The organism is Aquimarina sp. AU58 (assembly GCF_900312745.1).
GTDB lineage: Bacteria > Bacteroidota > Bacteroidia > Flavobacteriales > Flavobacteriaceae > Aquimarina > Aquimarina spinulae.
In genome coordinates this window covers 2,103,419-2,129,325 of sequence record NZ_OMPD01000014.1, presented here as the reverse complement: position 1 = coordinate 2,129,325, position 25,907 = coordinate 2,103,419, and the positions used below count along the sequence as shown (strand labels likewise).

General features: G+C 33.8%; 24 protein-coding genes. 18 read left to right on the top strand and 6 right to left on the bottom strand.

The annotated features are described in order from the left end of the window. Positions 1–184: 184 nt before the first annotated feature. Positions 185–1,075, bottom strand: a complete 891-nt coding sequence (locus tag DK441_RS20685; RefSeq protein WP_109852366.1) for a DUF72 domain-containing protein — start codon at positions 1,073–1,075, stop codon at positions 185–187. Positions 1,076–1,234: 159 nt separating this feature from the next. Here DK441_RS20685 and DK441_RS20680 point away from each other — a divergent pair, with 159 nt between their 5' ends. The 4 genes from DK441_RS20680 to DK441_RS26775 all read left to right on the top strand — a co-directional run bounded on the left by DK441_RS20680 (position 1,235) and on the right by DK441_RS26775 (position 6,148). Beyond that, a complete protein-coding gene (locus tag DK441_RS20680) occupies positions 1,235–1,972 on the top strand; it encodes an outer membrane lipoprotein-sorting protein (protein ID WP_109852365.1) in 738 nt (245 codons plus the stop codon). 67 nt (positions 1,973–2,039) lie between these two features. Next, entirely contained in the window at positions 2,040–5,108 is a 3,069-nt protein-coding gene (locus DK441_RS20675) for a hypothetical protein (protein ID WP_109852364.1), read from the top strand. A gap of 221 nt (positions 5,109–5,329) precedes the next feature. Beyond that, a complete protein-coding gene (locus tag DK441_RS20670; RefSeq protein ID WP_074410160.1) occupies positions 5,330–5,734 on the top strand; it encodes a glyoxalase in 405 nt (134 codons plus the stop codon). Positions 5,735–5,971: 237 nt separating this feature from the next. Continuing rightward, complete coding sequence (locus tag DK441_RS26775; protein WP_160112203.1) at positions 5,972–6,148, top strand: hypothetical protein; 177 nt, start codon at positions 5,972–5,974, stop codon at positions 6,146–6,148. Between the two features lie 51 nt (positions 6,149–6,199). Here the strand turns inward: DK441_RS26775 and DK441_RS20665 are convergent, their stop codons facing one another. Further along, on the bottom strand, positions 6,200–7,153 hold the full coding sequence (locus tag DK441_RS20665; protein WP_109852363.1) for a phosphoribosylaminoimidazolesuccinocarboxamide synthase: 954 nt from the start codon (positions 7,151–7,153) through the stop codon (positions 6,200–6,202). A gap of 58 nt (positions 7,154–7,211) precedes the next feature. Then, entirely contained in the window at positions 7,212–8,168 is a 957-nt protein-coding gene (locus tag DK441_RS20660) for a PhoH family protein (protein WP_074410158.1), read from the bottom strand. A gap of 265 nt (positions 8,169–8,433) precedes the next feature. Between DK441_RS20660 and DK441_RS20655 the strand changes: the two genes are divergently transcribed. From DK441_RS20655 to DK441_RS20600, 13 genes are all read left to right on the top strand, one after another. Next, positions 8,434–9,264, top strand: a complete 831-nt coding sequence (locus DK441_RS20655; RefSeq protein WP_109852362.1) for an S-adenosyl-l-methionine hydroxide adenosyltransferase family protein — start codon at positions 8,434–8,436, stop codon at positions 9,262–9,264. A gap of 68 nt (positions 9,265–9,332) precedes the next feature. Continuing rightward, positions 9,333–9,617, top strand: a complete 285-nt coding sequence (locus tag DK441_RS20650) for a putative quinol monooxygenase (RefSeq protein ID WP_109852361.1) — start codon at positions 9,333–9,335, stop codon at positions 9,615–9,617. 67 nt (positions 9,618–9,684) lie between these two features. Next, complete coding sequence (gldG, locus tag DK441_RS20645) at positions 9,685–12,084, top strand: gliding motility-associated ABC transporter substrate-binding protein GldG (RefSeq protein ID WP_109852360.1); 2,400 nt, start codon at positions 9,685–9,687, stop codon at positions 12,082–12,084. A 55-nt stretch (positions 12,085–12,139) separates the two neighbouring features. Then, on the top strand, positions 12,140–12,934 hold the full coding sequence (locus DK441_RS20640) for an ABC transporter ATP-binding protein (RefSeq protein ID WP_109852359.1): 795 nt from the start codon (positions 12,140–12,142) through the stop codon (positions 12,932–12,934). A gap of 357 nt (positions 12,935–13,291) precedes the next feature. Continuing rightward, a complete protein-coding gene (locus tag DK441_RS20635) occupies positions 13,292–14,314 on the top strand; it encodes a hypothetical protein (protein ID WP_109852358.1) in 1,023 nt (340 codons plus the stop codon). Positions 14,315–14,438: 124 nt separating this feature from the next. After that, positions 14,439–14,798, top strand: coding sequence for an MmcQ/YjbR family DNA-binding protein (locus tag DK441_RS20630; RefSeq protein WP_109852357.1), 360 nt, complete (start codon positions 14,439–14,441; stop codon positions 14,796–14,798). Between the two features lie 79 nt (positions 14,799–14,877). Further along, positions 14,878–16,224, top strand: coding sequence for a DNA recombination protein RmuC (gene rmuC, locus DK441_RS20625; protein WP_109852356.1), 1,347 nt, complete (start codon positions 14,878–14,880; stop codon positions 16,222–16,224). A 24-nt stretch (positions 16,225–16,248) separates the two neighbouring features. Then, positions 16,249–16,587, top strand: a complete 339-nt coding sequence (locus DK441_RS26770; protein ID WP_160112202.1) for a hypothetical protein — start codon at positions 16,249–16,251, stop codon at positions 16,585–16,587. A gap of 8 nt (positions 16,588–16,595) precedes the next feature. Further along, complete coding sequence (locus DK441_RS20620; protein WP_109852355.1) at positions 16,596–16,928, top strand: hypothetical protein; 333 nt, start codon at positions 16,596–16,598, stop codon at positions 16,926–16,928. A gap of 44 nt (positions 16,929–16,972) precedes the next feature. Continuing rightward, positions 16,973–18,133 (top strand): serine hydrolase, encoded by a 1,161-nt coding sequence (locus DK441_RS20615; RefSeq protein ID WP_109852354.1) that lies wholly within the window; start codon positions 16,973–16,975, stop codon positions 18,131–18,133. 2 nt (positions 18,134–18,135) lie between these two features. Further along, positions 18,136–18,504 carry a 6-phosphogluconate dehydrogenase gene (locus tag DK441_RS20610; protein WP_109852353.1) on the top strand — a complete coding sequence of 123 codons (369 nt, stop codon included), beginning with the start codon at positions 18,136–18,138 and terminating at the stop codon, positions 18,502–18,504. A 34-nt stretch (positions 18,505–18,538) separates the two neighbouring features. Continuing rightward, a complete protein-coding gene (locus tag DK441_RS20605) occupies positions 18,539–19,081 on the top strand; it encodes an acyl-CoA thioesterase (protein WP_109853592.1) in 543 nt (180 codons plus the stop codon). 72 nt (positions 19,082–19,153) lie between these two features. Next, on the top strand, positions 19,154–19,534 hold the full coding sequence (locus DK441_RS20600) for a cytochrome c (protein WP_109852352.1): 381 nt from the start codon (positions 19,154–19,156) through the stop codon (positions 19,532–19,534). An 87-nt stretch (positions 19,535–19,621) separates the two neighbouring features. Here DK441_RS20600 and DK441_RS20595 read toward each other — a convergent pair whose 3' ends face one another. The 3 genes from DK441_RS20595 to rpmH form a co-directional block, all read right to left on the bottom strand. Beyond that, positions 19,622–20,839, bottom strand: a complete 1,218-nt coding sequence (locus tag DK441_RS20595; protein WP_109852351.1) for a S8 family serine peptidase — start codon at positions 20,837–20,839, stop codon at positions 19,622–19,624. Between the two features lie 888 nt (positions 20,840–21,727). Further along, positions 21,728–24,580 (bottom strand): carbamoyl-phosphate synthase large subunit, encoded by a 2,853-nt coding sequence (gene carB / locus DK441_RS20590; protein WP_074410141.1) that lies wholly within the window; start codon positions 24,578–24,580, stop codon positions 21,728–21,730. A gap of 100 nt (positions 24,581–24,680) precedes the next feature. Further along, entirely contained in the window at positions 24,681–24,839 is a 159-nt protein-coding gene (gene rpmH / locus DK441_RS20585) for a 50S ribosomal protein L34 (protein ID WP_074410140.1), read from the bottom strand. A 176-nt stretch (positions 24,840–25,015) separates the two neighbouring features. Between rpmH and DK441_RS20580 the strand changes: the two genes are divergently transcribed. After that, complete coding sequence (locus DK441_RS20580; RefSeq protein WP_160112201.1) at positions 25,016–25,900, top strand: DUF6263 family protein; 885 nt, start codon at positions 25,016–25,018, stop codon at positions 25,898–25,900. The last annotated feature ends 7 nt before the right edge of the window (positions 25,901–25,907 follow it).

The following is a 25,907-nucleotide window of genomic DNA, read 5'->3' as shown; positions in this document are numbered from 1 at the left end:
TAATCGTACTTAAATTTAAAGTAATAGCATTAAGTAATTTCCTACAACACTATTTTTAAATTCATCGGCAAACTACACATATATTCGCTAAAAAGCAACAAAAACTAAACTTTTAACATTTATAAAAGAAGGTAATACCGTTAAATCGTATGTAAAGCGTATCAAATAGCTCCACATCCCTATGTTAAAACAATTTGAGGTCGTCTGATAAATGGTTTGGTAAACCTAATTGTGTTCCTAAATGATCATTTAATTCTTTAATGAAATACTTAGAAAGTAAGGGGGACTCTACCTCTAAATTTTGATGTACAAAAAAATGTATATGGTTAATCCCTTCATCTTTCCAGGTAGAAAGCCGCTTTACCCAGTCGTCTAACCTTGTATAATCTGTTTTGTGATTTGCTCCAACATATCTCACAAAAGCTTCATCGTTGGTTAGACGCATATGTAATAAATCTCTTCTACCCGCTGTATCTGTAATGATATTCGATATATTATTGCTTTCAAGAAGGCTATATAACTCATCGGCCACCGTTACATCATTAAACCAATCTGTATGTCTAAATTCTACGGCCAAACGTATTTCTTTAGGCCATTTTTCTATAAATCGAATAACTCTGTCAAAATTTTTAGGAGCAAAATTACCATGCATCTGTAAAAATATGGTTCCTAATTTTTCTTTTAAGTGAATTGCATTAGATAAATATTCATCTACATAAGGCGCTACATCTTCATTTAATCTTTTTAGATGGGAAATATTCTGTACAAGTTTTGGAAAAAATTTAAATCCTTCCGGAGTTTTATCATACCATTTTTTAAACTGATCTTCAGGAAAAATCCTATAAAATGTAGCATTCAATTCAATACTATTAAACTGTCTCGAATAATATTCCAGTTCATCCTTAGTTCCTCTGGGGTAAAATCCTTTTAAATCTTGCCTATTCCATTTGGCACAGCCAACATAAGTAGATAAACTTTCTTTAGCTGTAGTATTTAGTACTCTTGCTGTATCCTTATGATCATCTGGTAAGCTAAAATCTATGTTATCAGGATGTTCTACTTTGCCAAATTTCATACAGTTGGTATTTTATATTTATGTGATGAAAATTAATTAAAAAAATAAGATTGTAAACAATTACTTTGCTCTTATTACTATAAAAATATCGAAAAAAGTGTAACAAAAATGTTACTAGATTGACTAATTGTTACAACAACATCATAAAAATCACAACTAATGAATGCTTTAAAATCTATTACAGTAGCTCTTGTACTAGCTATCTCAACATCGTTCTATGCACAAACTGCAGATGAAATAGTTAATAATTACTTCGAAAATACAGGGGGAAAAGAAAATTGGGAAAAACTAGAAGGCATTACTATGAAAGGAGTAATGAAAATGCAAGGGATGGAAATTCCTTTTGAACAGGTTATGATGAAAGATGGACGCCAGTCTACTACAATCGAACTACAAGGAAATAAAATGATCTGGGCTGCATATGACGGAAAAACTTCATGGTCTAGAAATCAGCAAACTATGGAAGCTGAAAAGAGTGACAATGAAGCTACAGAAAATATGAAGAAGCAAATGAAAGATTGGCCTTCTCCATTTTTAAATTATAAAGAAAAAGGATATGCCATAGAACTTATAGGTAATGAAACTGTAGATGGCACCGATACCTTTAAAATAAAGGTAACCAAAGACCCTATTACTGTTAATGGTCAATCACAACCTAATATTTCTCATTACTATTTTGATACCGAAAATTTTGTACCTATCATAATTGAAGAAGAAATTCAGGATGGTCCAATGAAGGGTCAAAAAATAAAAATGTCTATTAGTGATTATCAGGAAGTAGAAGGATTATACTTTCCTTTCTCACAAAGTAGTCAGTTCCAAAGCATGGATTTCAAGGAGTTTGATCTCAATCCAGAAGTAGAAGCTTCATTATTCGCTTTCCCAGAAGGAAAATAAACACAAATTATAATCCCCAAATCAAAAATTTGGGGATTTTTTTATTCTAAATAAACAACCAGTAATTATGAACAAACAATTTATAATTGCAAGCTTGGCTATACTCTTTTCCATACACTTGCAAGCACAGGAAGTTGTTCTAAAAGGCAAAGAACTATTCGGAAACCTTGAAGCACGACAAATCGGACCCGCACTCATGAGCGGTCGGATTATAGATTTAGAAAATCATCCTACCAACGATAGAATACTATATGCCGGTACTGCTGGTGGTGGAGTTTGGAAATCCTCGAATGGAGGAGCAAGCTTCTCCTCTGTATTCGATGATCATGCGCAATCAATAGGAGTGGTAAAAATTGATCCTAATGATCCCGATAATACTATTTGGGTAGGAACCGGTGAAATATGGACCAGAAATAGTGTTTCTATCGGTGATGGGTTATATAAATCTACAGATGGAGGGGCAAACTGGAAAAAAATGGGGTTTGAAAACTCAGAACGAATTGGTAGTATAGAGATTAATCCCAAAAACTCTAATGAAATTTATGTTGGAGTCTTAGGAGCTTTATGGGGAGATAGTGAAGACAGAGGAGTATACAAAACAATAGATGGAGGAAAAACCTGGAATAAGATACTTTATGTTAATGAAAAAACAGGAGTTAATGATCTTATAATGGATCCCAAAGATCCTAATACGCTCTATGCAGCAATGTGGGAGTTTAGAAGAACTGCATGGGGATTTAATTCTGGAGGACCTAGTAGTGCACTGTACAAATCTACAGATGCAGGAAAAACATGGAATAAAATCCATAATGGTTTTCCTAAAGGTGATCTGGGTAGATTTGCATTGGCAATAGCCCCCTCAAACCCCAAAATAGTATATGCCGTTGTAGAAAGCAAAGAGGATAAAGGACTATATCGTTCTGATGATGCAGGAGCCAGTTGGAAATTATTAAATGGAGATTTTGGCTTGGTAGTTAGACCTTTCTATTTCTCTAGAATCGTTGTAGACCCAAAAAATCCAGATATTCTGGTTAAAGGAGGATTGTTTGGATCTATCTCCAGGGACGGAGGAAAAACCTTCAAAAACCTGGGTAGTATGCATCCAGATATACATGATGTTGTTTTTGACATCAACAACTCAGATCGAATGTATGTAGGAACCGATGGTGGAGTATACAGAAGCTGGGATGGTGGATCTACAATGGATATGGTAGATAATTTACCTATTTCTCAGTTCTATCATATTAGTGTAGATAATGAAGAACCTTATAATATCTATGGTGGCCTGCAAGATAATGGTTCCTGGTGGGGTCCATCCTCTTCTCCGGGAGGCATAGAAGCACGTGATTGGAATCGTGTTGGATATGGGGATGGATTTAGAGTATTAAAACACCCGACCAAGAATATTATTTATTCTGAAATGCAAGGAGCACAAAATGTATGGAGATATGATGTAGATAAGAATTACACCAAAAACATTGCTCCGCTACCTATTAAAGGAGAAGCTGATTTACGTTTTAACTGGAATGCTCCAATGGCAGTGAGTAACCATCAACCAGATCGGTTTTATATGGGAAGTCAATTCCTTCATGTAAGTGATGATATGGGCGACAACTGGAAAAAAATATCACCAGATCTTACTACCAATGATCCTGCAAAACAAGATAAAGAATCAGGAGGTATCTCTACAGATAAATCAGGAGCCGAAACGCATACTACAATTTTTACAATTGCAGAATCTCCAATTGACCAAAAGATAATTTGGGTAGGAACCGATGATGGTAATGTACAGGTTACTCAGGATGGCGGAGCGACCTGGACTAATACAGTAGCCAATATTCAAGGGTTACCAAAAAACACTTGGGTATATCACATAGAAGCCAGTTCACATCATAAAGGAACAGCTTATGCTGTGTTTGATGGTCATGCATCTGGAGATATGAATACCTACGTATATAAAACCTCGGATTTTGGAAAAACATGGAAATCCCTGGTGACAGATGAGATTATAGGGTTTGCAAGAAATATTCAGGAAGATTATGTAAATGAAGACTTACTATACTTAGGTACCGAATTTGGGTTGTTTATATCCATAAATGGTGGTAAAAACTGGTCTCGTTTTACCAATAATATGCCCGCTGCTGCAGTGCATTTTATTGATTTACAGAAAAAAACTAATGATCTTGTACTAGGAACCCACGGTAGAGGTGTTATTATTATTGATGATATCTCCCCGCTAAGGCAAATAAACCAAGAAATTCTTGCCAAAGATGTTCACTTTTTTAACCCTAAACCTTCAATAATCAAAGAAGAAGGTGGTTTTGGTGGCGGAAGTACAGAGCTTCAATTTACAGGAGACAACCCTAGCTCTTTTGCAAAAATTATCTATTACCTTAAAAAGAGACATACTTTTGGAAAAATGACGCTATCTGTTCAGGATCAAAACGGCAACGAGATAGTAAGCCTTGTTCCCGGAAAAGCTAAGGGTATCAATATAGTAACCTGGAATTTCAGAAAAAAAGGACCTAAAGTAGCTGCTGGAAAAACATTTACCTTTGGTGGATTTACTGCTCCAAGAGTTTCTGCAGGGACTTATAAAATAGTACTCAAAAAAGGCAAGAAACAATATGAAAGTACCATAACACTACAAAATGATCCTACTTCCTTAATATCAGAAAAAGACAGAATTGCTCATCATAAAACAACGCAAGAGTTATTTAATGATATGGAAGATCTGGCATACCTGGTTCATAAAATTGATCAAAATATAAAGAAAGCCGAAGCTGTATTAAAAAAAGACCCAGCTTCACAAAAAGTTACTACTGCTGCTGTTAAAGAATTAAATGCCTTAAAAGAAACTCTGGTAGTAACTACAGGTGATAATTATGTTGATGAAGCCGAACCTCAACTGAGAGAAAAATTATCTGATTTATATGGCGAAGTGGCAGAACAGTTCGAAAAACCTTCTTTTGCACAATTAGAAAATCAGGAAGTATTAGAAGCTAGATTAAATGAAGCTAAGGCTGCATACGAAAAAATAAATGGTAAGCAGGTAGCAAAATTTAACAAATACCTTGAAAAATCTGGTGAAACTCCTACCAAAATTTTAAGTAAAGAAGAATTCATAAAAAAATAAACAAAAAAACACCTTGTTATACAAAAGCCCTCTATATAGAGGGCTTTTATTATATATAACTTATTGTTAAGGTAATATAACAGAAAAACAAAAAGATTAGATTAGTATAATAAAACACTCCATATGCAACTTTTTTATTGTTTATAAGTCGTTTAAAACTCTAAACATAGTCTTGATTTTTGAGCACAACAAATACTTATTTTTAGTAAACCTTCTTTATTATGGAAAACAGGGAATCAAATTTATTGGCAATACGACCGCAGTTATTAAATGCAAGAGTTTCTGAAAACATGTCTAATGATGAACAATTTCAGAACAAAACGATTAGACCTATTATAAAACTACAGGGAGGTCTATTGATCGAAGTATTTAAAAACTACATTAAAAAAAGAAAGAATACTTTCTATGAGTTATCCTTAGAAAAACGCTTTGATTTTATAGAGAATGCTATCCAAAAGGATATGAAATTCAGAAATAGTTTAAAAGGAATGATTATAGGGCAATTCACTGTAGAAGAATACCAGATCTATATGAAAAACTCTTCTGCGTTAAACAAAAGAATGATGAGTATCGTAAAAGAGCGCTTACAAGATAATATACAATTGTTAGAATATAAGGTGGCTTAACATCTTAACATTCTTAAAAAACTGACTTTCGTAGGATAAGTTTTAATTCATTTTTGATGATAGGCTTGATTTTAATACAAACCATATAAAAAACCTTCAAATCATAGGTTATCAAGTCTTTTTTCAAATCATTGACATGGTTTTTTATTTCAAAAATCAACTACCTTACATTGCATGACATACACCGTATGCCATCATAGTAATTAGGTAATTATTAATCTTAAAAATCCAAAAATCATGTTAACAAACATTTTACATCTCGAAGGAGCTCAACAGTTAAACAGAAAGCAACAATCATCTATTAATGGAGGAGATATAGATCCTGTATGTATGCCACATGACAATGGCGTTTGTTATCGATGTGGCTCTTTTTGCAGAGAATTACAGTGCCAAGAGCCAGATTGTAATGAATAAAGATTAAATTTTGCTAATCCGTAATAAGGACAAAAAGTTAGATGCTAACATCTAACTTTTTGTCTTTAGATAATCAAGTACATTCTCTTCTATCCTTCCTTGTATATCAGAGACATCTTCTTTTATAAAAGATACTCCTGTTATATTTTCATATAATTCGATATATCGCTCAGAGACAGAACTAATATATACATCTGTCATTTCGGGAATCTGTTGGCCTTCTTTACCTTGAAAACCATTACTAATTAACCATTGTCTTACGAATTCTTTAGACAATTGTTTTTGTGATTCTCCATTCTGTTGTCGTTCTTCATATCCTTTAGCATAAAAATAACGAGAAGAATCCGGAGTATGAATTTCATCAATCAATACAATTTGACCATCTTTTGTTTTCCCAAACTCATATTTGGTATCCACAAGGATCAATCCTCTTTTGGCAGCAATCTCTGTTCCTCTTTGAAAAAGTTTACGAGTATAATCTTCAAGAATCAAATAATCTTCTTCAGAAACGATTCCTTTTGACAAAATCTCTTCTCTAGAAATATCCTCATCATGCTCTCCATTATCAGCTTTGGTAGAAGGTGTTATAATAGGTTCTGGAAATTTATCATTCTCTTTCATACCATCGGGCATAGATACACCGCACAATATTCTCTTATCAGCTTTATATTCTCGAGCTGCATGACCAGAAAGATACCCTCTAATCACCATCTCTACTTTAAAAGGTTGACATAAATGTCCAACGGCCACATTAGGATCCGGAGTGGCTATTAACCAATTTGGTACCAAATCTTCAGTTTCTTTCATCATCTTGGTTGCAATTTGATTAAGAATCTGCCCTTTAAAAGGAATTCCTCTTGGCATAACTACATCAAACGCAGATAAACGATCAGTTGCAATCATCACTAAAAGTTCATCATTTATACTATATACTTCTCTTACTTTCCCTTTATATACTGATTTTTGATTAGGAAAATTATAGTTTGTATCTACAATTGTATTCATTACTTAGGTTTCGGGTTTCGGGCTTTAATTTCAATTAGAAACTAAAATCTGAAACTATTTATCCATTTCTATGTTCTATCTCTTTATAAGCTGCAATTACCTTTTTCACCAATTTATGACGAATCACATCTTTGTCATCCAGGTAAATCATACCTATCCCCTGTGTGTTTTTAAGCACTAGTAGAGCTTCTTTAAGCCCAGAAGTAACCCTTCTTGGTAAATCTATCTGTCCTGGGTCACCTGTAATAATAAATTTAGCATTTTTCCCCATACGCGTCAGAAACATTTTCATCTGTGCATGTGTTGTATTTTGTGCCTCATCAAGGATTACAAAAGCATTATCTAATGTCCTACCTCGCATAAATGCCATAGGTGCGATTTGTATAATTCCTTTTTCTATATAACTATCGAGTTTTTCATTAGGAACCATATCGCGTAAAGCATCGTATAGAGGTTGCATATACGGATCTAGTTTCTCTTTAAGATCTCCCGGTAAAAATCCAAGGTTTTCTCCAGCTTCTACTGCAGGACGTGTAAGAATAATACGCCTCACCTCTTTTTCTTTTAGAGCCTTAATCGCTAGGGCAACACTGGTATACGTTTTTCCGGTACCTGCTGGACCAATAGCAAAAACCATATCGTTCTTTTTACAGGTCTCTACCAGCTTACGTTGGTTAGCAGTCTGGGCCTTAATTAATTTCCCTCCTACTCCATGCACTAATGTTTCTCCACTATTAGGCGATGTTTCATAATCTGCCTTACTCACACTGGTAAGCACACGCTCTATTGCATTCTCATCCAGCTTATTGTATTTGCTAAAATGCTCGAGAAGCATATTAAGACGCATATCAAACTCTTTGAGCATGTCATCGTCTCCATACACTTTTATCTTACTGCCTCTTGCTACAATTTTTAACTTCGGGAAGTATTTTTTTAATAATTGAATATTGCTATTCTGAAGTCCGAAAAACTCTCTCGGATTGATTTCTGTAAGTTCTATGATAAGTTCGTTCAAAAGCTATACGAATTTTAGTATGATTTTTTTTTAGGATTGACTAAGTTTGCTAAAGTTGTTCAGGTTTTTGTCGGGAAAACAAAATAGAAATTTAAAACGAAGCAAAATGTTTATATCATCACTATATGAATTAGTGATCAAAAAAACAGTAAATACGATGGTTTTATCATCATTTTGTTGTCCAAAGAAAAACTTTGAATAACTTCAAAACAAATTTACATATTTTTAAGTGCTTACAACTAAAAGATATTAACAATTCTTATACATGCCAATTATCACCTTAACTACAGATTTTGGAATCAAAGATCATTTTGTATCTGCGGTTAAAGGGGCTATTTATACCGAATTGCCAGATGCCAAAGTTGTTGACATATCCCATGAAATCTCACCTTTTCATATAATAGAAGCTGCATATATCATACAAAATGCTTATAAAAGTTTCCCAAAAGGAAGTATTCATATCATAGGGATCGATAGTGAACCAAATCCAGAAAATAAACATATTGCTGTAAAATTAGATGAACATTATTTTATATGTGCTAATAACGGACTGGTAAGTTTAATCACATCAGAATTTAATCCTGAGAAAGTTGTCGAAATAAATATTCATGATGCCATTGTTTCTAATTTTCCTGTGTTAGATGTTTTTGTGGCTGTGGCCTGTCATATTGCCCGAGGTGGTACACTAGAAGTTATTGGAAAAACTATCTCAGAAATCAAAACCATAAAAGGGATTACTCCTATTGTAAATCTTGGAGATAAGCAGATTGTAGGTAGCATCATCTATATCGATAATTATGGTAATTTGGTTACTAACATTACGCGTAAGCTATTTGATGAAATAGGTAAAGGACGTAAATTTAAAATCACAGCACGTACAGCAGTATTTGAAGATGTATATAATAGATATAGTGATGCTATAAATTTTGATATCGAAAAAAGTAAGCGAGAAGAAGATGGTAAAAAATTAGCCGTCTTTAATTCTTCGGGATACTTAGAACTAGCTATTTATAAGAGCAACCCTAAAACTGTAGGAGGAGCCTCTAGTCTCTTTGGATTGTACTATAGAGATACAGTAAGCATTAGTTTTGAATAAATTAATATCTAAAAAGAATCGAGAATAAACTGTAAAACCCTTGTAGGTATACTTTTGAAAATTAAAAAATGATAATACGAATCGTAAAAATGGGATTCTTACCCGATCAAATTGATGCTTTTTTAGAGAACTTTGAGCAAAATAAAGAGAAGATCAGAAATTTTGAAGGATGTAGCCATCTAAAATTAGTAAGAGATGTAAGTCAAACCAATCAATTTTTCACGTATAGTCATTGGGAATCCGAAGAACATCTCAATAACTATAGAAACTCTACGTTATTCAAAGGAGTTTGGGCAAATACCAAAAATAAATTTAGCCAAAGGCCAGAAGCTTGGAGCGTAACCGAAGTCTAAAGTTTATCACATCAGGTTTCAGGTTTTCCTGATACCTCAAACTTAAAAACCTCAATCCTAAAAAACTATGTTTGCATTAATACGAAAAGAAATCAATACCTTTTTCTCCTCTGCCGTAGGGTATTTGGTGATTGCTATATTTTTAATTCTTAACGGACTCTTTTTATGGGTTTTTAAAGGGCAATTTAATATTTTGGATAGTGGGTTTGCCGATCTTTCGCCATTTTTCCAGATTGCACCATGGATATTGCTATTTCTTATCCCCGCCGTAACCATGAGAAGTTTTGCAGAAGAAAAGAAACAGGGAACTTTGGAGGTATTGATTACAAAACCAATTAAGAACTGGCAACTGGTATTAGGAAAGTATCTAGGTAGTTTATCCTTAATCCTAATTGCTTTAATTCCTAGTCTCCTTTATATACTTACTATTTATCAGTTAGGAAACCCAATAGGCAACCTCGATATCGGTAGCACTATAGGATCATACATTGCACTGCTATTACTGGTGGCATCATATACTGCAATGGGTATATTCTCTTCTTCGATTACCAACAATCAGATTGTTGCTTTTTTGATTGCTCTGTTTCTGTGTTTCGTTTTTTATTTTGGTTTTAGCGGACTTGCAAATTACAACTTGCCAGGGGCAATACATACTTTCCTTGAACAACTAGGAATGCAATTGCATTATGAACGTATGAGTCAAGGTATTTTAGATACCCGAGATATCTTTTATTTTTTAAGTAGTATTCTATTATTTGTACTTCTTACTATTATCATTCTTAAAAAAGGTACTACAAAGCAGAAAATCAAACCTATTGGTATTACACTAATCCTTGCCATTGTTTTATTTTTGACAGGAAACTCATTATACAATCGTTTTGATCTTACCCAAGATGGTCGTTTTACACTTTCTGAAGCTACAGAAAGCCTAGTTAAGGAAGCTGCTGCCCCTGTTGTTATCGATGTATTATTAGAAGGAAATTTCCCTTCAGAGTTTAGACGTTTACAATCTGAAACCAAACAAATATTAGAAGAGTTTAATGTCATAAACCCTAATATTCAGCACATTTTTACCAACCCATTAGAAGAAGAAGAAATACGTGCCCAAACCATTACAGAATTACAAAAGTTTGGTCTAACCCCAATGGAGGTTAGCGTACAGCAAAACGGAAAAACCGAAACCGAAACCTTAGTTCCCTGGGCTATTCTAAGCTATCAAAACCGAAGCGTAAAGATTTCTTTAATCAAAAATACTATTGGAGCTACTTCCGAAGAACGAGTAAATAGTTCTATTCAACAATTAGAATATGCTTTTGCAGATGGGTTAACCAAGTTACTACATCCTAAAAAACATAAAATTGCCGTGCTTAAAGGAAATGGGCAATTACCCGATATTAAAATTGCCGATTTTATCAAAACCTTGCAAGATTACTATTTTGTTGGAGCATTTACTCTGGATTCGGTATCGAGCAATCCCACAAAGACATTAAACGAGTTGCAAAAATTTGATATGATTATCAATGCTAAACCTACAAAAGCTTTTTCTGAAAAAGAAAAATATGTATTGGATCAATTTGTAATGAATGGAGGAAAGTCATTGTGGTTATTAGAATCTGTAGCTATGGAAATCGATAGTTTAATGAATCCCGAAGGATCCTCTGTTGCGATTATGCAGGATCTAAGATTAGGGGACGCTTTATTTTCTTACGGACTAAGAGTTAATCCCGTCTTGGTAAACGATTTATATTCTGCACCACTGGTATTAGCTTCTGGACAAGGTAGCAAGACTCAATTTACTCCATATCCCTGGTTTTACGGATCATTAACCAAAAGTACTGGCAACCACCCTATTATTAAAAACACAGAATCTGTAAAATTCGAGTTTTCGAACCAGATTGACACCCTAAAAAATGGTATAAAAAAGACGATTCTACTTAAAAGTTCTGATAAATCTAAAATAGAAGGGGTACCCAAAGAAATACGATTAGAAAATATTATTAGAAAAAAACCAGATATTGCTAGCTATAACGAAGGACCTCAAAACCTAGCGGTTTTACTCGAGGGAAGTTTTAAATCTACCTATAAAGATCGAATAAAGCCATATAAAATACAAGATCACAAAGATAAGAGTGTTTCTACAAAAATGATCGTTATTGCCGATGGTGATATTATTAAAAACCAAACGAGAAAAGGACAACCAATAGAGTTAGGTTTTGATCCTACCATGAATTTAAAATATGGAAATAAAGAGTTTCTGTTAAACGCAGTAAATTACTTGTTAGATGATTCTGGTCTTATCGAAATTAGAAGTAAAGAAGTCAAAATTTCATTTCTGAATGTAGAAAAAGTTGTTGCCAGTAAAACGCTATGGCAAGTTATCAATATATTGGTTCCTTTATTTATCCTTGCCATTTTTGGTTTTTTATTTTCGTTTATCAGAAAGAAAAAGTATAGAAAAATTGTTTAAAATTCTATTCTTTATATTTGATATAGAAAACTTTGAATCCTAAAACCTTAAACCTATTAATCGTGAAGCCCTAAATATCGTTCTTAAAACAGAAGATCTCTCTATTGGTTATCGCACCAAAAAGGAACTTAATGTTATTGCAGCAGATATCAATCTAAAATTGCACGAAGGAGAACTAGTAGGATTGGTAGGTGCCAATGGTATCGGTAAATCTACCTTACTACGCACTCTATCCCGTGTACAACCTGCTCTACATGGTAAAGTCATGTTATCTGATATAGAACTTCAATCCTACAAATCTGTCGAACTGGCTTCGCAGTTAAGTATTGTATTAACAGAACAAATTGCTTCAAAAAACCTAACAGTACAGGAATTAGTGGCCCTGGGTAGACAACCTTATACAAACTGGGTAGGAAAAATGGCAGAAGAAGATATAGAGCAAATACGAAAAGCAATCGAAGTAACACATATTGGTGATTTGGTCGCCAAAAGGTGTTTTGAACTTAGTGACGGGCAGTTACAAAAAGTACTTATCGCCCGTGCTATTGCCCAAGATACTCCTTTTATTATGCTGGATGAACCCACCACTCACTTAGATGTCTATCATAAGGCGTATATATTAAAATTACTCAAGCGTTTAGCTTTTGAGACCAGAAAAACTATTCTTTTTTCAACTCATGAAATCGATTTTGCGATACAATTATGTGATAAAATGATTGTAATGAATCAAGATGGTTTCGAATTCGGAAGACCTAAGGAATTAGTACAATGTCGAGCTTTTTCATCTCTTTTCCCCGAAGACCTGATTCTTTTTGATTCTAAATCCGGGAGATATAAAGTAAGAAGTTAAATTCTTGTAAAGCACCTCTGCTCTCCTACCTCTTTTTGCTTTTAACCCAGATTATGCATTAGAACTTCGTTATGAGACTTGAAAGGATCTTAAAATATAACATTTTCTTAGTTTTAGCATAGCAGTTTACCTTGAGTTTATCGAAGGGCTATGGTTAAACTGAAAAATGTAGTGCAACGGTATATTTTGAAGTAGTTTCAAGGCGTAATAAATTTTCTAATGCATAATCCGGATTTAATTACACTTTATCGAATAAATCTGCTTATCATGGGAAAACTGTAAAAATTTGAAGTTACTAACACCCTACAATTAGTATAGAAAGCTATAATTTTACCCAGAATAATAAATTAAACCTATATGAATACCATGTTAAAACTCAAATCAATTGTAACTTTATTAATCATCGCAACTTTTACATTTAGTTGTAGCTCAGATGATAATGACGATCTTATCCCTACTGATGGTGAAATATTTGATGCAGAACTTATCGTATCAGAATCTGGTGTTGGTGATAATCGCACTGTTAATGTTACTGGAGGCGCTACCAATACAAGTATAAAATCAAAAGTAAAATTTTCTTCTACTACCAAATCGATGAGAAGATTATATATTACTCAAAATATCAATGGTGTAGGCGAAGAGCCATATGTATTTACATCACAAGAAGTTGATGAAAAACCTGATGGATCTTTAGATCTTGTAGGTGGAGACAAAAAAGATTTCGAATTTAAAATCGATCTACCAACGCCAAGTATGGCCAATGGTACTATTGTATATAAATTCTGGGCAACTACAGGAAGAGGTGATTTTAGAGATATTACAAAAAGAAATGCATTAGGAGATAATGTTCTAGGAACAATAACTGTGAAGTATGGTTTAGGTACAAATAGTGGTTCTGGTATTAAATCTTTTACACAAACTATACTGTCTGCTCCTCTGGCAGACGGATCTTCTGAAACATTTATTTCTTTATTCAATGAAACGGTATATAAAATAAACCAAGGAGAAGAATTTGCAGCTTTATGGGATTTTGGATATTATTATGGATTAACAGGAAAAGCATCTTTGGCTTCTTCTAACAATTATCCAACAAATATCATAGATGTACCAACCATTGGAGGTGTTACTGCTGATGAATTAAACAAAGCATATTTTGGACTATCCTCTAAAACCGTAACAGAATTCGAAGCAATAAGTAATAGAAGTGATTTAGATTTTGTTGTTCAACCAGCAAATCAAAGAATTAATAATTTAGCTGTTAACAATATTATTGATTTTGTCGATAATTACGGGAATAAAGGACTTATAAAAGTAGTAGAGATTTCTGGTACTGACGGAACAGGAGATTTCATTAAACTAGACATTAAAATACAAAACTAGAATCTCAATTCATAAAAAAGCCAGCCTTTCTATACCTATGAAAGGCTGGCTTTTTAGTTTATTATTCCTTTTCTTTAATTACATTTTGTAACTTCACTAAACCAGAGCAAAAAATAACTTAGTGATGAACATAGAAGAATACCGGGAACACTGTATTAGCAAAAAAGGAGTAACCGAATCTTTTCCTTTCGGAAGACTTCCTGATGTTTTAGTTTTTAAGGTATTAGGAAAAATGTTTACCGCTACAGATATATCATCTTTTAAGGCTATAAGTGTAAAATGTAATCCTGATCGTGTTGATATCCTTAGAGAAACTTATACCGCCGTAGCACCTCCATCATACATGAGTAAAAAACATTGGAATAAAATAATAATGGATTACTCTATCCCAGATACTCTAATTAAACAATGGATAGACGACTCTTATAATTTGGTAGTCAAAAAATTACCTGTTCGGGAAAGAAATAAATTAAAAGAATCGTAACATCATAAATATTAAAACTTCGGGTACTTCATCCAAATTTTCATTGCTTATCTTTATCTTTGAGTAAACAAAAGATTACATGTTAGAATACACACCGATTATCATTGCCGTTGGGGTAATCATCATATCAATTATTGTAGGTTTTTTTATTGGTAAATATGTAGTTTCATTACAACACAATAGTGAAAAAAGTGCTGCCAATGAAAGAGCAAACTTGCTTCAATCTCAATTCGATGAGCTTAAAAACAATACCGAAAGACAACTTTCTGAATTGACTAAAGAACGTGAAGAGATTCGTAGAGAAAAAGATTTTCTCAATACAGAGCTTACACGTCGTAATGCAGAATATCAAAATCTTCAACTTAAAAATGCGTCACAAAAAGAAGAAGTAGAAAAACTTCAAGAAAAATTCACCAAAGAATTTGAGAACCTTGCCAATAAAATCCTTGAAGAGAAGTCTAATAAATTTACCGAACAGAACAAAGAGAATATTAAAAACATCCTGAATCCATTACAGGAAAAGATCAATACTTTTGAGAAAAAAGTAGAACAAACTCATAAAGAAAGTATTGATTATCACGCTGCGCTGCGCCAGCAAATAGTGGGCCTTAAAGACCTTAATGAACAGATGAGTAAGGAGGCGACCAATCTCACCAAGGCACTTAAAGGCGATAGCAAAATGCAAGGTAATTGGGGAGAATTAGTATTAGAACGTGTATTAGAAAAATCTGGATTAGAGAAAGATAGAGAGTATTTTGTGCAACAAAGTTTTACACTGGATAATGGACAACGAGTGATGCCCGATGTAGTGATTTATCTACCAGACAATAAAAAAATGATTATTGACGCTAAGGTGACACTTACCGCATACGAGCGTTATATCAATGAAGAAAATGAAGAGTTAAGAGCTACTCATCTCAAAGAACACATTACGTCATTAAAACGTCATGTAGATCAGCTTTCAGAAAAAAACTATCAAGATTTGTATGATATCGAATCACCCGATTTTATTTTAATGTTTGTTCCTATAGAGCCTGCTTTCGCAATAGCAATTAATCAGGACAATAAATTATACAATCAGGCTTTCGAGAAAAATATAGTGATTGTTACTCCTTCTACTCTTTTGGCCACCCTACGCACGATTGATACCATGTGGAATAATGAAAAACAACAACGTAACGCTATTGAAATTGCACGACAGGCTGGAGCTTTATATGATAAGTTTGAAGGGCTAGTAAAAGATCTTACCGGTGTAGGCAAAAAGATAGATGATGCCAAAAAAGATTATTCTGCTGCAATGAACAAACTGGTAGAAGGTAAAGGAAATCTGATTACAAGTGTTGAAAAACTCAAAAAAATGGGGGCTAAGGCTAAGAAATCATTACCCGAAGCTGTGATTAAAAGAGCTACCGAAGAAAATGAATAATCTACAAAACATAGATCAATAATTATGGTATCAAGTTCTAACGTATCAGAAATCATACATAGGATCATTGGGGGACTGTTTTACATTCTACCCATCCTGTTATTTATAATACTTACGATTTATTATATAAGCAAAAAAGGAACAACAAAAGAAGGAGTCCTTATACTTATCGGTAACATCCTAATCCTTATTGTAGCAATTTTACATCAATTTATCTATAGGTTTGTAGATTCATGGGGGTTTGACGTATACCTTATTATCAACTCTGGAATAAATACTATTTCATTCGTTGGATCCATACTTTTCTTAATTGGTTTCTATATGATGATCCAGAAAATTATTAAAAATAAGGTTTCTGAATAAAAACAATTATGGAGCTAAGTATTACAGAAATCATTAAGTACATTTTTTTAGGCATTATAACCTCAATACCTCAACTGGTTATAACCATACTATGCATCTATTATATAATTAAAGTGGGATCAAAAACAGAAGGGATATTATTAACTACAGGTAGTATTATATCTTTATTGTGCGGGATTTCGAATACTGTGGGGACTACCTATATTAGCACATTAGGAACAGATACTTATCTAACCTATATATATGTTATACAAGGTTTTTCTTTTTTAGGGTCAATTCTTTTTGTTATTGGCTTTTTCTTATTGATTAAAAAAACAATAAAGTACTTTGTTCAACCCTAAAAGATTGAAACTGGCATTTATAAATAATTAAAAAATGTAAACACATGAAATTTATATTTATAAGAATATATTTCTTTGTAGTTCTTTTCGGAAACGTTTTTCATAGTGCTACTGCGCAACAGGCTTATTTTCCTGAAAGAGGAAACTGGGAGGAAAAAAATCCAACCGAATTTAAAGTAAATGCGCAAAAGCTTCAGGAAGCATTGCAGTTTGCCCAGGATCATGAATATTCGGGATCAAAAGATCTACGCGAAGCTATTGTAAAAGGTTTTGAGCGAGAGCCATATCACAAAATCCTGGGACCTACCAAAAAAAGAGGCGGTCCTGCTGGTCTTATCATTAAAGACGGATACATTATATCAAAATGGGGAGATGTAGACAGGGTGGATATGACATTTAGTGTTACCAAAAGTTATTTATCTACTATGGCTGGGTTAGCTATAGATAATAAATTAATACATTCTGTTGATGATCACACCTATACTACCATATGGGATCATACCTTTGATGGAAAGCATAACAAGAAAATTACCTGGAGACACTTACTTACACAGTCCTCAGATTGGTCAGGACAGCTATGGGGTGGATATGACTGGGCAGATCGCCCCCCAAGAAAGGGTGGTATCGATGAGTGGAAATTTAGAAAGTTCAACGAACCCGGAACTGTCTTTGAGTACAACGATGTTCGCGTTAACGTATTGGCATATTCCTTATTGCATGTATGGAGAACTCCATTACCACAGGTATTAAAAGAAAAAATAATGAACCCTATCGGTGCATCAACCACATGGAGGTGGTATGGGTATGATAATTCCTGGGTTGCTGTTGATGGTATCAATATGCAATCTGTTAGCGGAGGTGGTCATTCTGGTGGTGGATTATTTATCAATACATTAGATCATGCCCGATTCGGATTGCTTTTTCTTAACAACGGAAACTGGAACGGAACACAATTATTATCTGAAGAGTGGATCAAAGAAGCGATCAAACCCTCGCAGGCCAACCCTAACTATGGTTTTATGTGGTGGCTTAACCAAAAAGGATCCAGGCATTGGGAAGGATTACCAGAACATTTGTACTACGCCGCAGGCTTTGGTGGTAATTTTATTGTGATTGACCAAAAACAAAACCTGGTTGTAGTTACGCGATGGCTCGAACCCAATCAGATCGATGAATTTATGACCAAAGTATATAATGCATTCTAAATATGAAAAAAATACTCGCAATACTCATTATTGTAATTTTAGCGCTTTTTGCTGCATGGTATGCATTTATATATTATGCATCTTATAGTGAAGGAACCCGAAGTGGTGAACTCATAAAATTTAGTAATAAAGGCGTGGTTTTTAAAACCTGGGAAGGCGAAATTAGTCAGGGGATCTCTGGAGCACAAATTTTTAGTTTTTCTGTTGAAAGCCAAAAAGAAGATATCATTAAGAAGCTCGAAAAATTTCAGGGTAGATATGTAAAACTAAAATATAAGGAGCGTTTTGCAAAAGTTTCCTGGCTTGGAGATACAAAGTATTTTGTGATCGATGTTATTGAGGAGGACTCCCCTCACTTTAGAAATAAGTAGCATATCATACATTATCAACTAAATGAATAATAGAATGAAAAAGTACAAAACCAATACCGAATCCAGAGTAATTATTTCAGAACTCATGCTTCCCTCTCATTCTAATTTTAGTGGAAAAATACATGGTGGTTATATCTTGTCTTTGATGGATCAAATTGCTTTTGCATGTGCTTCTAAACACTCAGAAACCTATTGTGTTACTGCTAGTGTCGATAAAGTAGATTTTTTAAAACCTATCGAAGTTGGCGAACTTGTAACGCTTAAAGCATCAGTAAATCATGTAGGCAATACTTCTATGGTTGTTGGAGTACGAGTCGAGGCAGAAAACATACAAACCGGTAAAGTAAAACATTGTAATTCGAGTTACTTTACTATGGTAGCTAAAAACGACAAAGGTAAAAGTGTATCTATACCAGGGTTGATTTTAGAAAATAAAACTGCGATACGTCGATTTGTAAGAAGTATTATACGTAAAGAAGATGCGGTTACAAGACGTAATCGTTTTAAAGATTCAGAATTTGAGCTCGAATCCCATCTCGAAATCCTTGACCAATATAACGTAAAGATCGACTTATAATTAAGTCAAGATCATTACACCATACGATCTATTAGTAAAATCTTTGTATATTTCATACAAAAACCCCGTGTTATGGAAAGTATATTTAAAAAAATTTCATTACTGCTTATTGCCTTACTTTGTTTTAACTGTAGCAGTGGTGATGATAGCCCACAACCTAATCCGGATCCGGATCCCGATACAAACCCTAACCCAAATAAAATAACAACATACGATGCAGATGTAAAGACTATTATAGATGCTCAATGTGTACGTTGCCATACCGTTCCTGCTCAAAACGGAGCTCCTTTTCCTATGCGAAATTATACTGAAACTATAGTTGGAGTAAATAGAGATCTTGTTCTTTTAGTTAAATCAACAGGAGCTAATGTAATGCCTCCAGAAGGCAGGTTACCACAAGCAACAATAGATATTATATTAGATTGGGAAGCTGATGGTTTTTTAGAAAAGTAACATCATAATTTTACTTAAAATAAAAAAAAAGAGGCTGGAATCACCCAGCCTCTCTAATACATACTCAAAATATGAAACTACCGTATATTAATTTGTGGTAGCTATAGGAGCCGAGTGGCCACCTTTACTTACAGAACCATCTGTTCCTGTACTGTTACCTCTTAGTAATAATATTCCTGCCACGTGTGGTGACGCCATAGAAGTACCAGAGATTCTATTAAATTGTCCGTTTAACCACGTAGACCATACTTGCGTACCTGGAGCCCAACGATCTACACTTCTTCCGTAATTAGAAGTTCCTGCAGGACCATCATTTCTGGTCATATTACCAACATTCCAAGAGTTTCTAGTTCGTAATCTTTGTGGTGAATAATACTGTGTATCATCATTACTATTACCCGCAGCCATAGCTCCGTAAGTTGTTCTTTCAAGATTTCTAAATGCATTATCTATAGCTACATTAGTTTGACGATTTCTATACCCTACACTATAATTCCAGGTGTCCCCATTACGTGCATTTCTGGCAACATAATCGATACCTCCAAGTATAGCTGCATCACTACCAAAACCTCGAGCATCCAAAACTCTTACAGAAACTACTGTAGCGCCATAAGCCACACCGATAACTCCCGAACCATTATTTTTTGCAGCAACAGTACCGGCTACATGAGTACCATGTCCGTTTTGATCTTGCCATGATCCACCAACAAAACTTCTACTTCGGTTAGTATCAATGTTTAAATCACTATGAGGTGCAATCCCACTATCAATAATCCAGCAAGTTCTACCACTACCATTTGCTCTACCTACTCTATTTATACCCCATGGTAAAAAGTCTCCGCTAGGCAACCAAGAACCTTTGTTTGCTGCTTTATTTTCTACGGTTGCAGGAAGGGTTTTAACTGGTGTTCCCATTTCAACATTTAGTTTTCTAATGTAATTAGGCTGTATATATGCAATTTCAGGATCATTTTTCAGCATATCAGCTTGTTTTACTGATAAGTTTTTCACTGAAAAACCTTGGATAGCATTGCTGTAGACTTGCTTTATATTATTCTCTGCTATCGCATATTTGGATAACGTTTGCTGCGATTTAGCTTTCATACCAGCACTTTTACCAAATAGAGATTTATCTTCTTTATAAATTACGATATATTCCCCAGGTACTGCCTGTTCTGCTCCTGCAGCTTCTGTAGTCTCTATTCCCGTTTCTATATCGGTAACCCCATCGACGTCTTTTTCGCAACTATAAAAGACGAAAGAAAAGACTGTAAGCATACTTAAAATTCTCAGTTGAGTTTTCATTATTGTTTGAATTTTTGTGTTAAACGTTTGATTCTAAGTTTAAATTAAAAGTTGAGCTCTCATTAAAATTTGTTGTTCAAAAGTAGAGATAAATTCAAATAAACAAATACGGCAAACACGTAATAAACAAACAGTTACATTTCATTTACCTAATTTTAAACTGAACAAACAACCCCTTGATTTTCAATAATGCAACACTGTTGCATTATTGAAAATCAAGGGGTTAAACTAAAAATAGGCATGGCTAATTTTGGGGAAATTTCAACAGAAAAACGACATCAAAAACTTAAAGGAATTAAAGATAGTTTAACTCTATTTAACACATAATTAACTTTAAATTAACAAATCTACGAATCTTATTCGGTAGTGATTGGTAATATTTCTATAATATTCTTATCAAAAAACCTATGTTTTTTAGATCAAAATGTGCGTTTTTTCCAAAATTCTAACAAAAAAATTACTTTTTACACAATCCAGATACTTATAAAACAACAAAATCATACATTTCAAAATTCATATTCATTTATTAGAATTTGGTTGGTAGATGTATTTAATAAAAAAGCTATAACAATAATTATATCACCAAAAATCAATCTCTTCAGAATTTTCATCTATAAACCCTCTACTCCTTCTTCTTGTTCCCCCATAATAGAATGTAATTCTTGCTTTTCTATTTTTTTGAAATCTAAATTTTTCATACTATAAAAGTTTTATTTGCGCGATGTTATCTAGACCAAGGAACATGAATAAAAAAAGTAAAACACAAAACCAGACTAAGAAATAGGCCCGAATGTATACGACTCTACAGTTTTAATGTATATGACAAATCAAAAAAAACCAGATTGTAGATATACAATCTGGTTTTTTATAAATTCTATATATAAAATACTATTTACTCAAATACATTTTACGTCTCGAATATAGATCATAAAATTGGTCATCTTTAAGATCATCAATAAACAAAATACTCTCTCCTGTACTTTTCATTTCTGGGCCTAATTTCTTATTAACATTAGGGAATTTATTGAAAGAGAATACGGGTTGCTTAATGGCATATCCATCTAAGTGGGGTTTAAAATCAAAATCTGTCACTTTCTTTTCTCCCAGCATCACTTTGGTTGCATAATTTACGTAAGGTTCTCCGTATGCTTTAGCAATAAAAGGTACTGTTCTCGAAGCTCTTGGATTTGCTTCAATGATATATACTGTATCATCTTTGATAGCAAACTGAATATTTATTAATCCCACAGTATTTAAAGCCAGAGCAATCTTATGTGTATGATCTTTAATCTGTTGCATTACAAATTCTCCCAAATTAAATGGAGGTAAAGTAGCATTAGAATCTCCTGAGTGAATTCCACACGGCTCTATATGCTCCATAATTCCTATGATGTATACATTTTCACCATCACATATTGCATCTGCTTCTGCTTCGATCGCACCATCCAGATAGTGGTCTAATAGTAATTTATTATTAGGGATTTTGCGTAACAAGTCGACAACATGCTCTTCTAATTCCTGCTTATTGATTACGATCTTCATTCCTTGCCCTCCTAATACATAAGATGGTCTCACCAAAATTGGAAAATCCAAACGATCTGCCACTTCAAGTGCTTGATCTGCAGTTTCTGCAATATCAAACTCGGGATATGGAATATTGTTTTCCTGTAATAATTTAGAGAAATGCCCTCTATCTTCAGCAAGGTCAAGTGATTGGTAACTTGTTCCTATAATCTTAATTCCGTAGCGATCTAATTTTTCAGCAAGTTTTAATGCTGTTTGACCACCAAGTTGAACAATTACTCCTTCGGGTTTCTCATGTCTGATAATATCATAAATATGTTCCCAAAATACAGGTTCAAAATATAGTTTGTCGGCAGTATCAAAATCGGTAGATACAGTTTCTGGATTACAATTGATCATTATCGTTTCATATCCACACTCTGCAGATGCCAAAACACCATGCACACAACAATAATCAAATTCTATCCCTTGTCCGATCCTGTTGGGCCCCGAACCTAAAACAACAATTTTCTTTTTATCACTAACGACACTCTCATTAGAAACCGATATTTCTCCTTCTGGTGTTTCTATTTCTGCTTCAAAAGTAGAATAAAAATAAGGGGTTTTAGCTTTAAATTCCGCAGCACATGTGTCTACTAATTTATACACTCTTTTTATCCCTAATTCATCTCTCTTATTGTATACTTCACTTTCATAACACCCTACCATATGAGCTATCTGTCTATCTGCAAAACCTTTTTGTTTTGCTTCTAGTATTAATTCTTTGGTAAGGGATTGAATGGTATATGTTGAAATTTCTTTTTCAAGATTATATAATTCCTCATATTGTTTTAGGAACCACATATCTATTTTTGTGATTTCGTGTATTCTGCTTAATGGGATTCCCATTTGGATAGCATCATAGATTACAAATACACGATCCCAGCTGGCATAGGTAAGTTTATCTATAATTTGATCATAGTCTTTATACCCTTTTCCATCGGCACCAAGTCCGTTTCTTTTAATTTCTAAAGACTGAGTTGCTTTATGCAATGCTTCCTGAAACGATCTACCGATTGCCATTACTTCTCCAACAGATTTCATCTGAAGTCCTAATGTACGATCAGACCCTTCGAACTTATCAAAATTCCATCGTGGTATTTTTACAATTACATAATCTAATGTAGGTTCGAATAAAGCAGAAGTAGATTTGGTAATCTGGTTATCTAATTCATCCAGGTTATATCCAATAGCCAGTTTTGCTGCTATTTTGGCAATCGGATACCCTGTTGCTTTTGATGCTAATGCAGAAGAACGAGAAACTCTAGGGTTAATCTCGATAGCAATAATATCTTCTTTTTCATCGGGACTTACCGCGAACTGTACATTACATCCTCCTGCAAAATCCCCAATACTACGCATCATATGGATTGCCATATCACGCATACGCTGAAAAGTTTTATCACTTAACGTCATTGCCGGAGCAACCGTAATCGAATCTCCGGTATGGATTCCCATAGGGTCCATATTCTCTATTGTACAAATAATAACTACATTATCATTATTATCTCTTAACAATTCTAATTCATATTCTTTCCACCCGATCAGAGCTTTATCGATCATCACCTCGTGAATCGGAGAAACTTCTAGCCCACGAGTAAGTAACGTATCAAAGTCTTCTTCTTTATAAACAAAAGATGCCCCTGCACCACCAAGTGTATATGATGCTCTAATAACAAGAGGAAATCCAAATTCCTGGGCGATCTCTTTTCCTTTTAAATAAGAATTGGCAGTTGCCTGAGGAGCCATCGGAATCCCAATAGAAAGCATTAGTTCTCTAAATTGCTCTCTATCTTCAGTAATATTTATAGCATCAATATCTACTCCTATGATCTCTACATCAAAATCTTTCCATATTCCTTTTTCATCTGCTTCTATACAAAGGTTAAGAGCAGTTTGTCCTCCCATTGTGGGTAGTACAGCATCAATCTGAGGGTGTTCTTTTAAAATCCCTATTATTGATTTTGTATTTAATGGTTTAAGGTATATATGATCAGCCATAGAAGGATCTGTCATAATTGTAGCTGGATTCGAATTGATCAGAATCGTTTCTATCCCATCTTCTCTTAAAGAACGTAGGGCTTGTGTACCAGAATAATCAAACTCACACGCTTGACCAATAACAATTGGTCCCGATCCTATAATAAGTATACTCTTTAGTTTTTCTCTTTTTGGCATGTAATAACGGTATTGCTTTTTCTATAAAATTATGTATTAGATATAAAAAAAGGCGTTACCTATAAAGTAACACCTTCAATATTTTTAATGAACGTTATCATTAGTGCTTATGTCTTAGTTCAGACGAAACAGATATCTTCTTTCTTCCTTTTGCTCTTCTACGAGCCAACACCTTTCTACCATTTGCAGAAGCCATACGCTCTCTGAAACCGTGTTTGTTTTTTCTCTTTCTCTTCGATGGTTGAAACGTTCTTTTCATTGCTATATATCTTTATAAATCTTCTTGAAATATCTAATTCGATCTTTTCTGAGAATTTCTTCCCAAAACTGCGGGCAAATATACAAAGAGTTTTTACTTTGACAAACGTAAATATCAAATATTTTTTATCCAAAAAAATTAGTTTCTTTGCACAAGAAAATCGCAATCCTGTTTTTATGAAAAAACCAATCCTTTTTATACTAGTATCAATACTGTCGATTACTGGTTTTTCGCAAACTACTTTGCAATATAATCTTAATGTTGGAGATTCTTTTGCAATTCGTCAGGATTCTGAACAAATAATTACGCAAGATATTTCTGGAGGGCAACAAATAATTACAAATGATATTAGTGCAGAGATGTCTTTTATAGTGACAAAAGTAGAAAACAGCTTGTTTTATATAGAAATGAAATATCAAACATTAAAAATGAAAACAAGTTCTCCTTCTCTAGGGGTTCTTATGGATATGGATACTTCTATAACGCCAGATTCTACAGATGTACAAGGGCGTATTTTTCAAGGACTTATCAATTCTCCTGTTACCATGGTAATGCAAAAAAATGGTAAAATTAATGCCTTAGAAGGAACAGAAGTCCTTATCGATAATATGATTAAAAACGCTGGTATCACAGATCCTAACACTATAAAACAAGTTCGCATTAGTTTGGATCAACAATGGGGAGACAACCAATTATTAGGTAATTTTGAGCAAATGACGTATATCTATGGTGATAATAATGCTACTGTGGGTGATAATTGGGAAAATGAGTATACCGGTAAAATGAAAAGCAAAAATAAATGGAATATTGCTTCAATTATGGATGAGAGTGCTACAATTGCAGGTACATCAGAAATAGAAATGGAAAATACGAATGCCAGCGCTACTATAATAGTATCGGGTTCTCAAAAAGCAAGGATCACAGTTAACAACAAAACGGGGCTTATGCTAGAAGGAAGCTCAGAAGGTATATGTAATGGAAATACATTAATCTCTACTATGCCAGATACCAAAATACCGACATCAATAAAATTTAAAAATAACTACAAAACAATAAAATAAGGTCAAA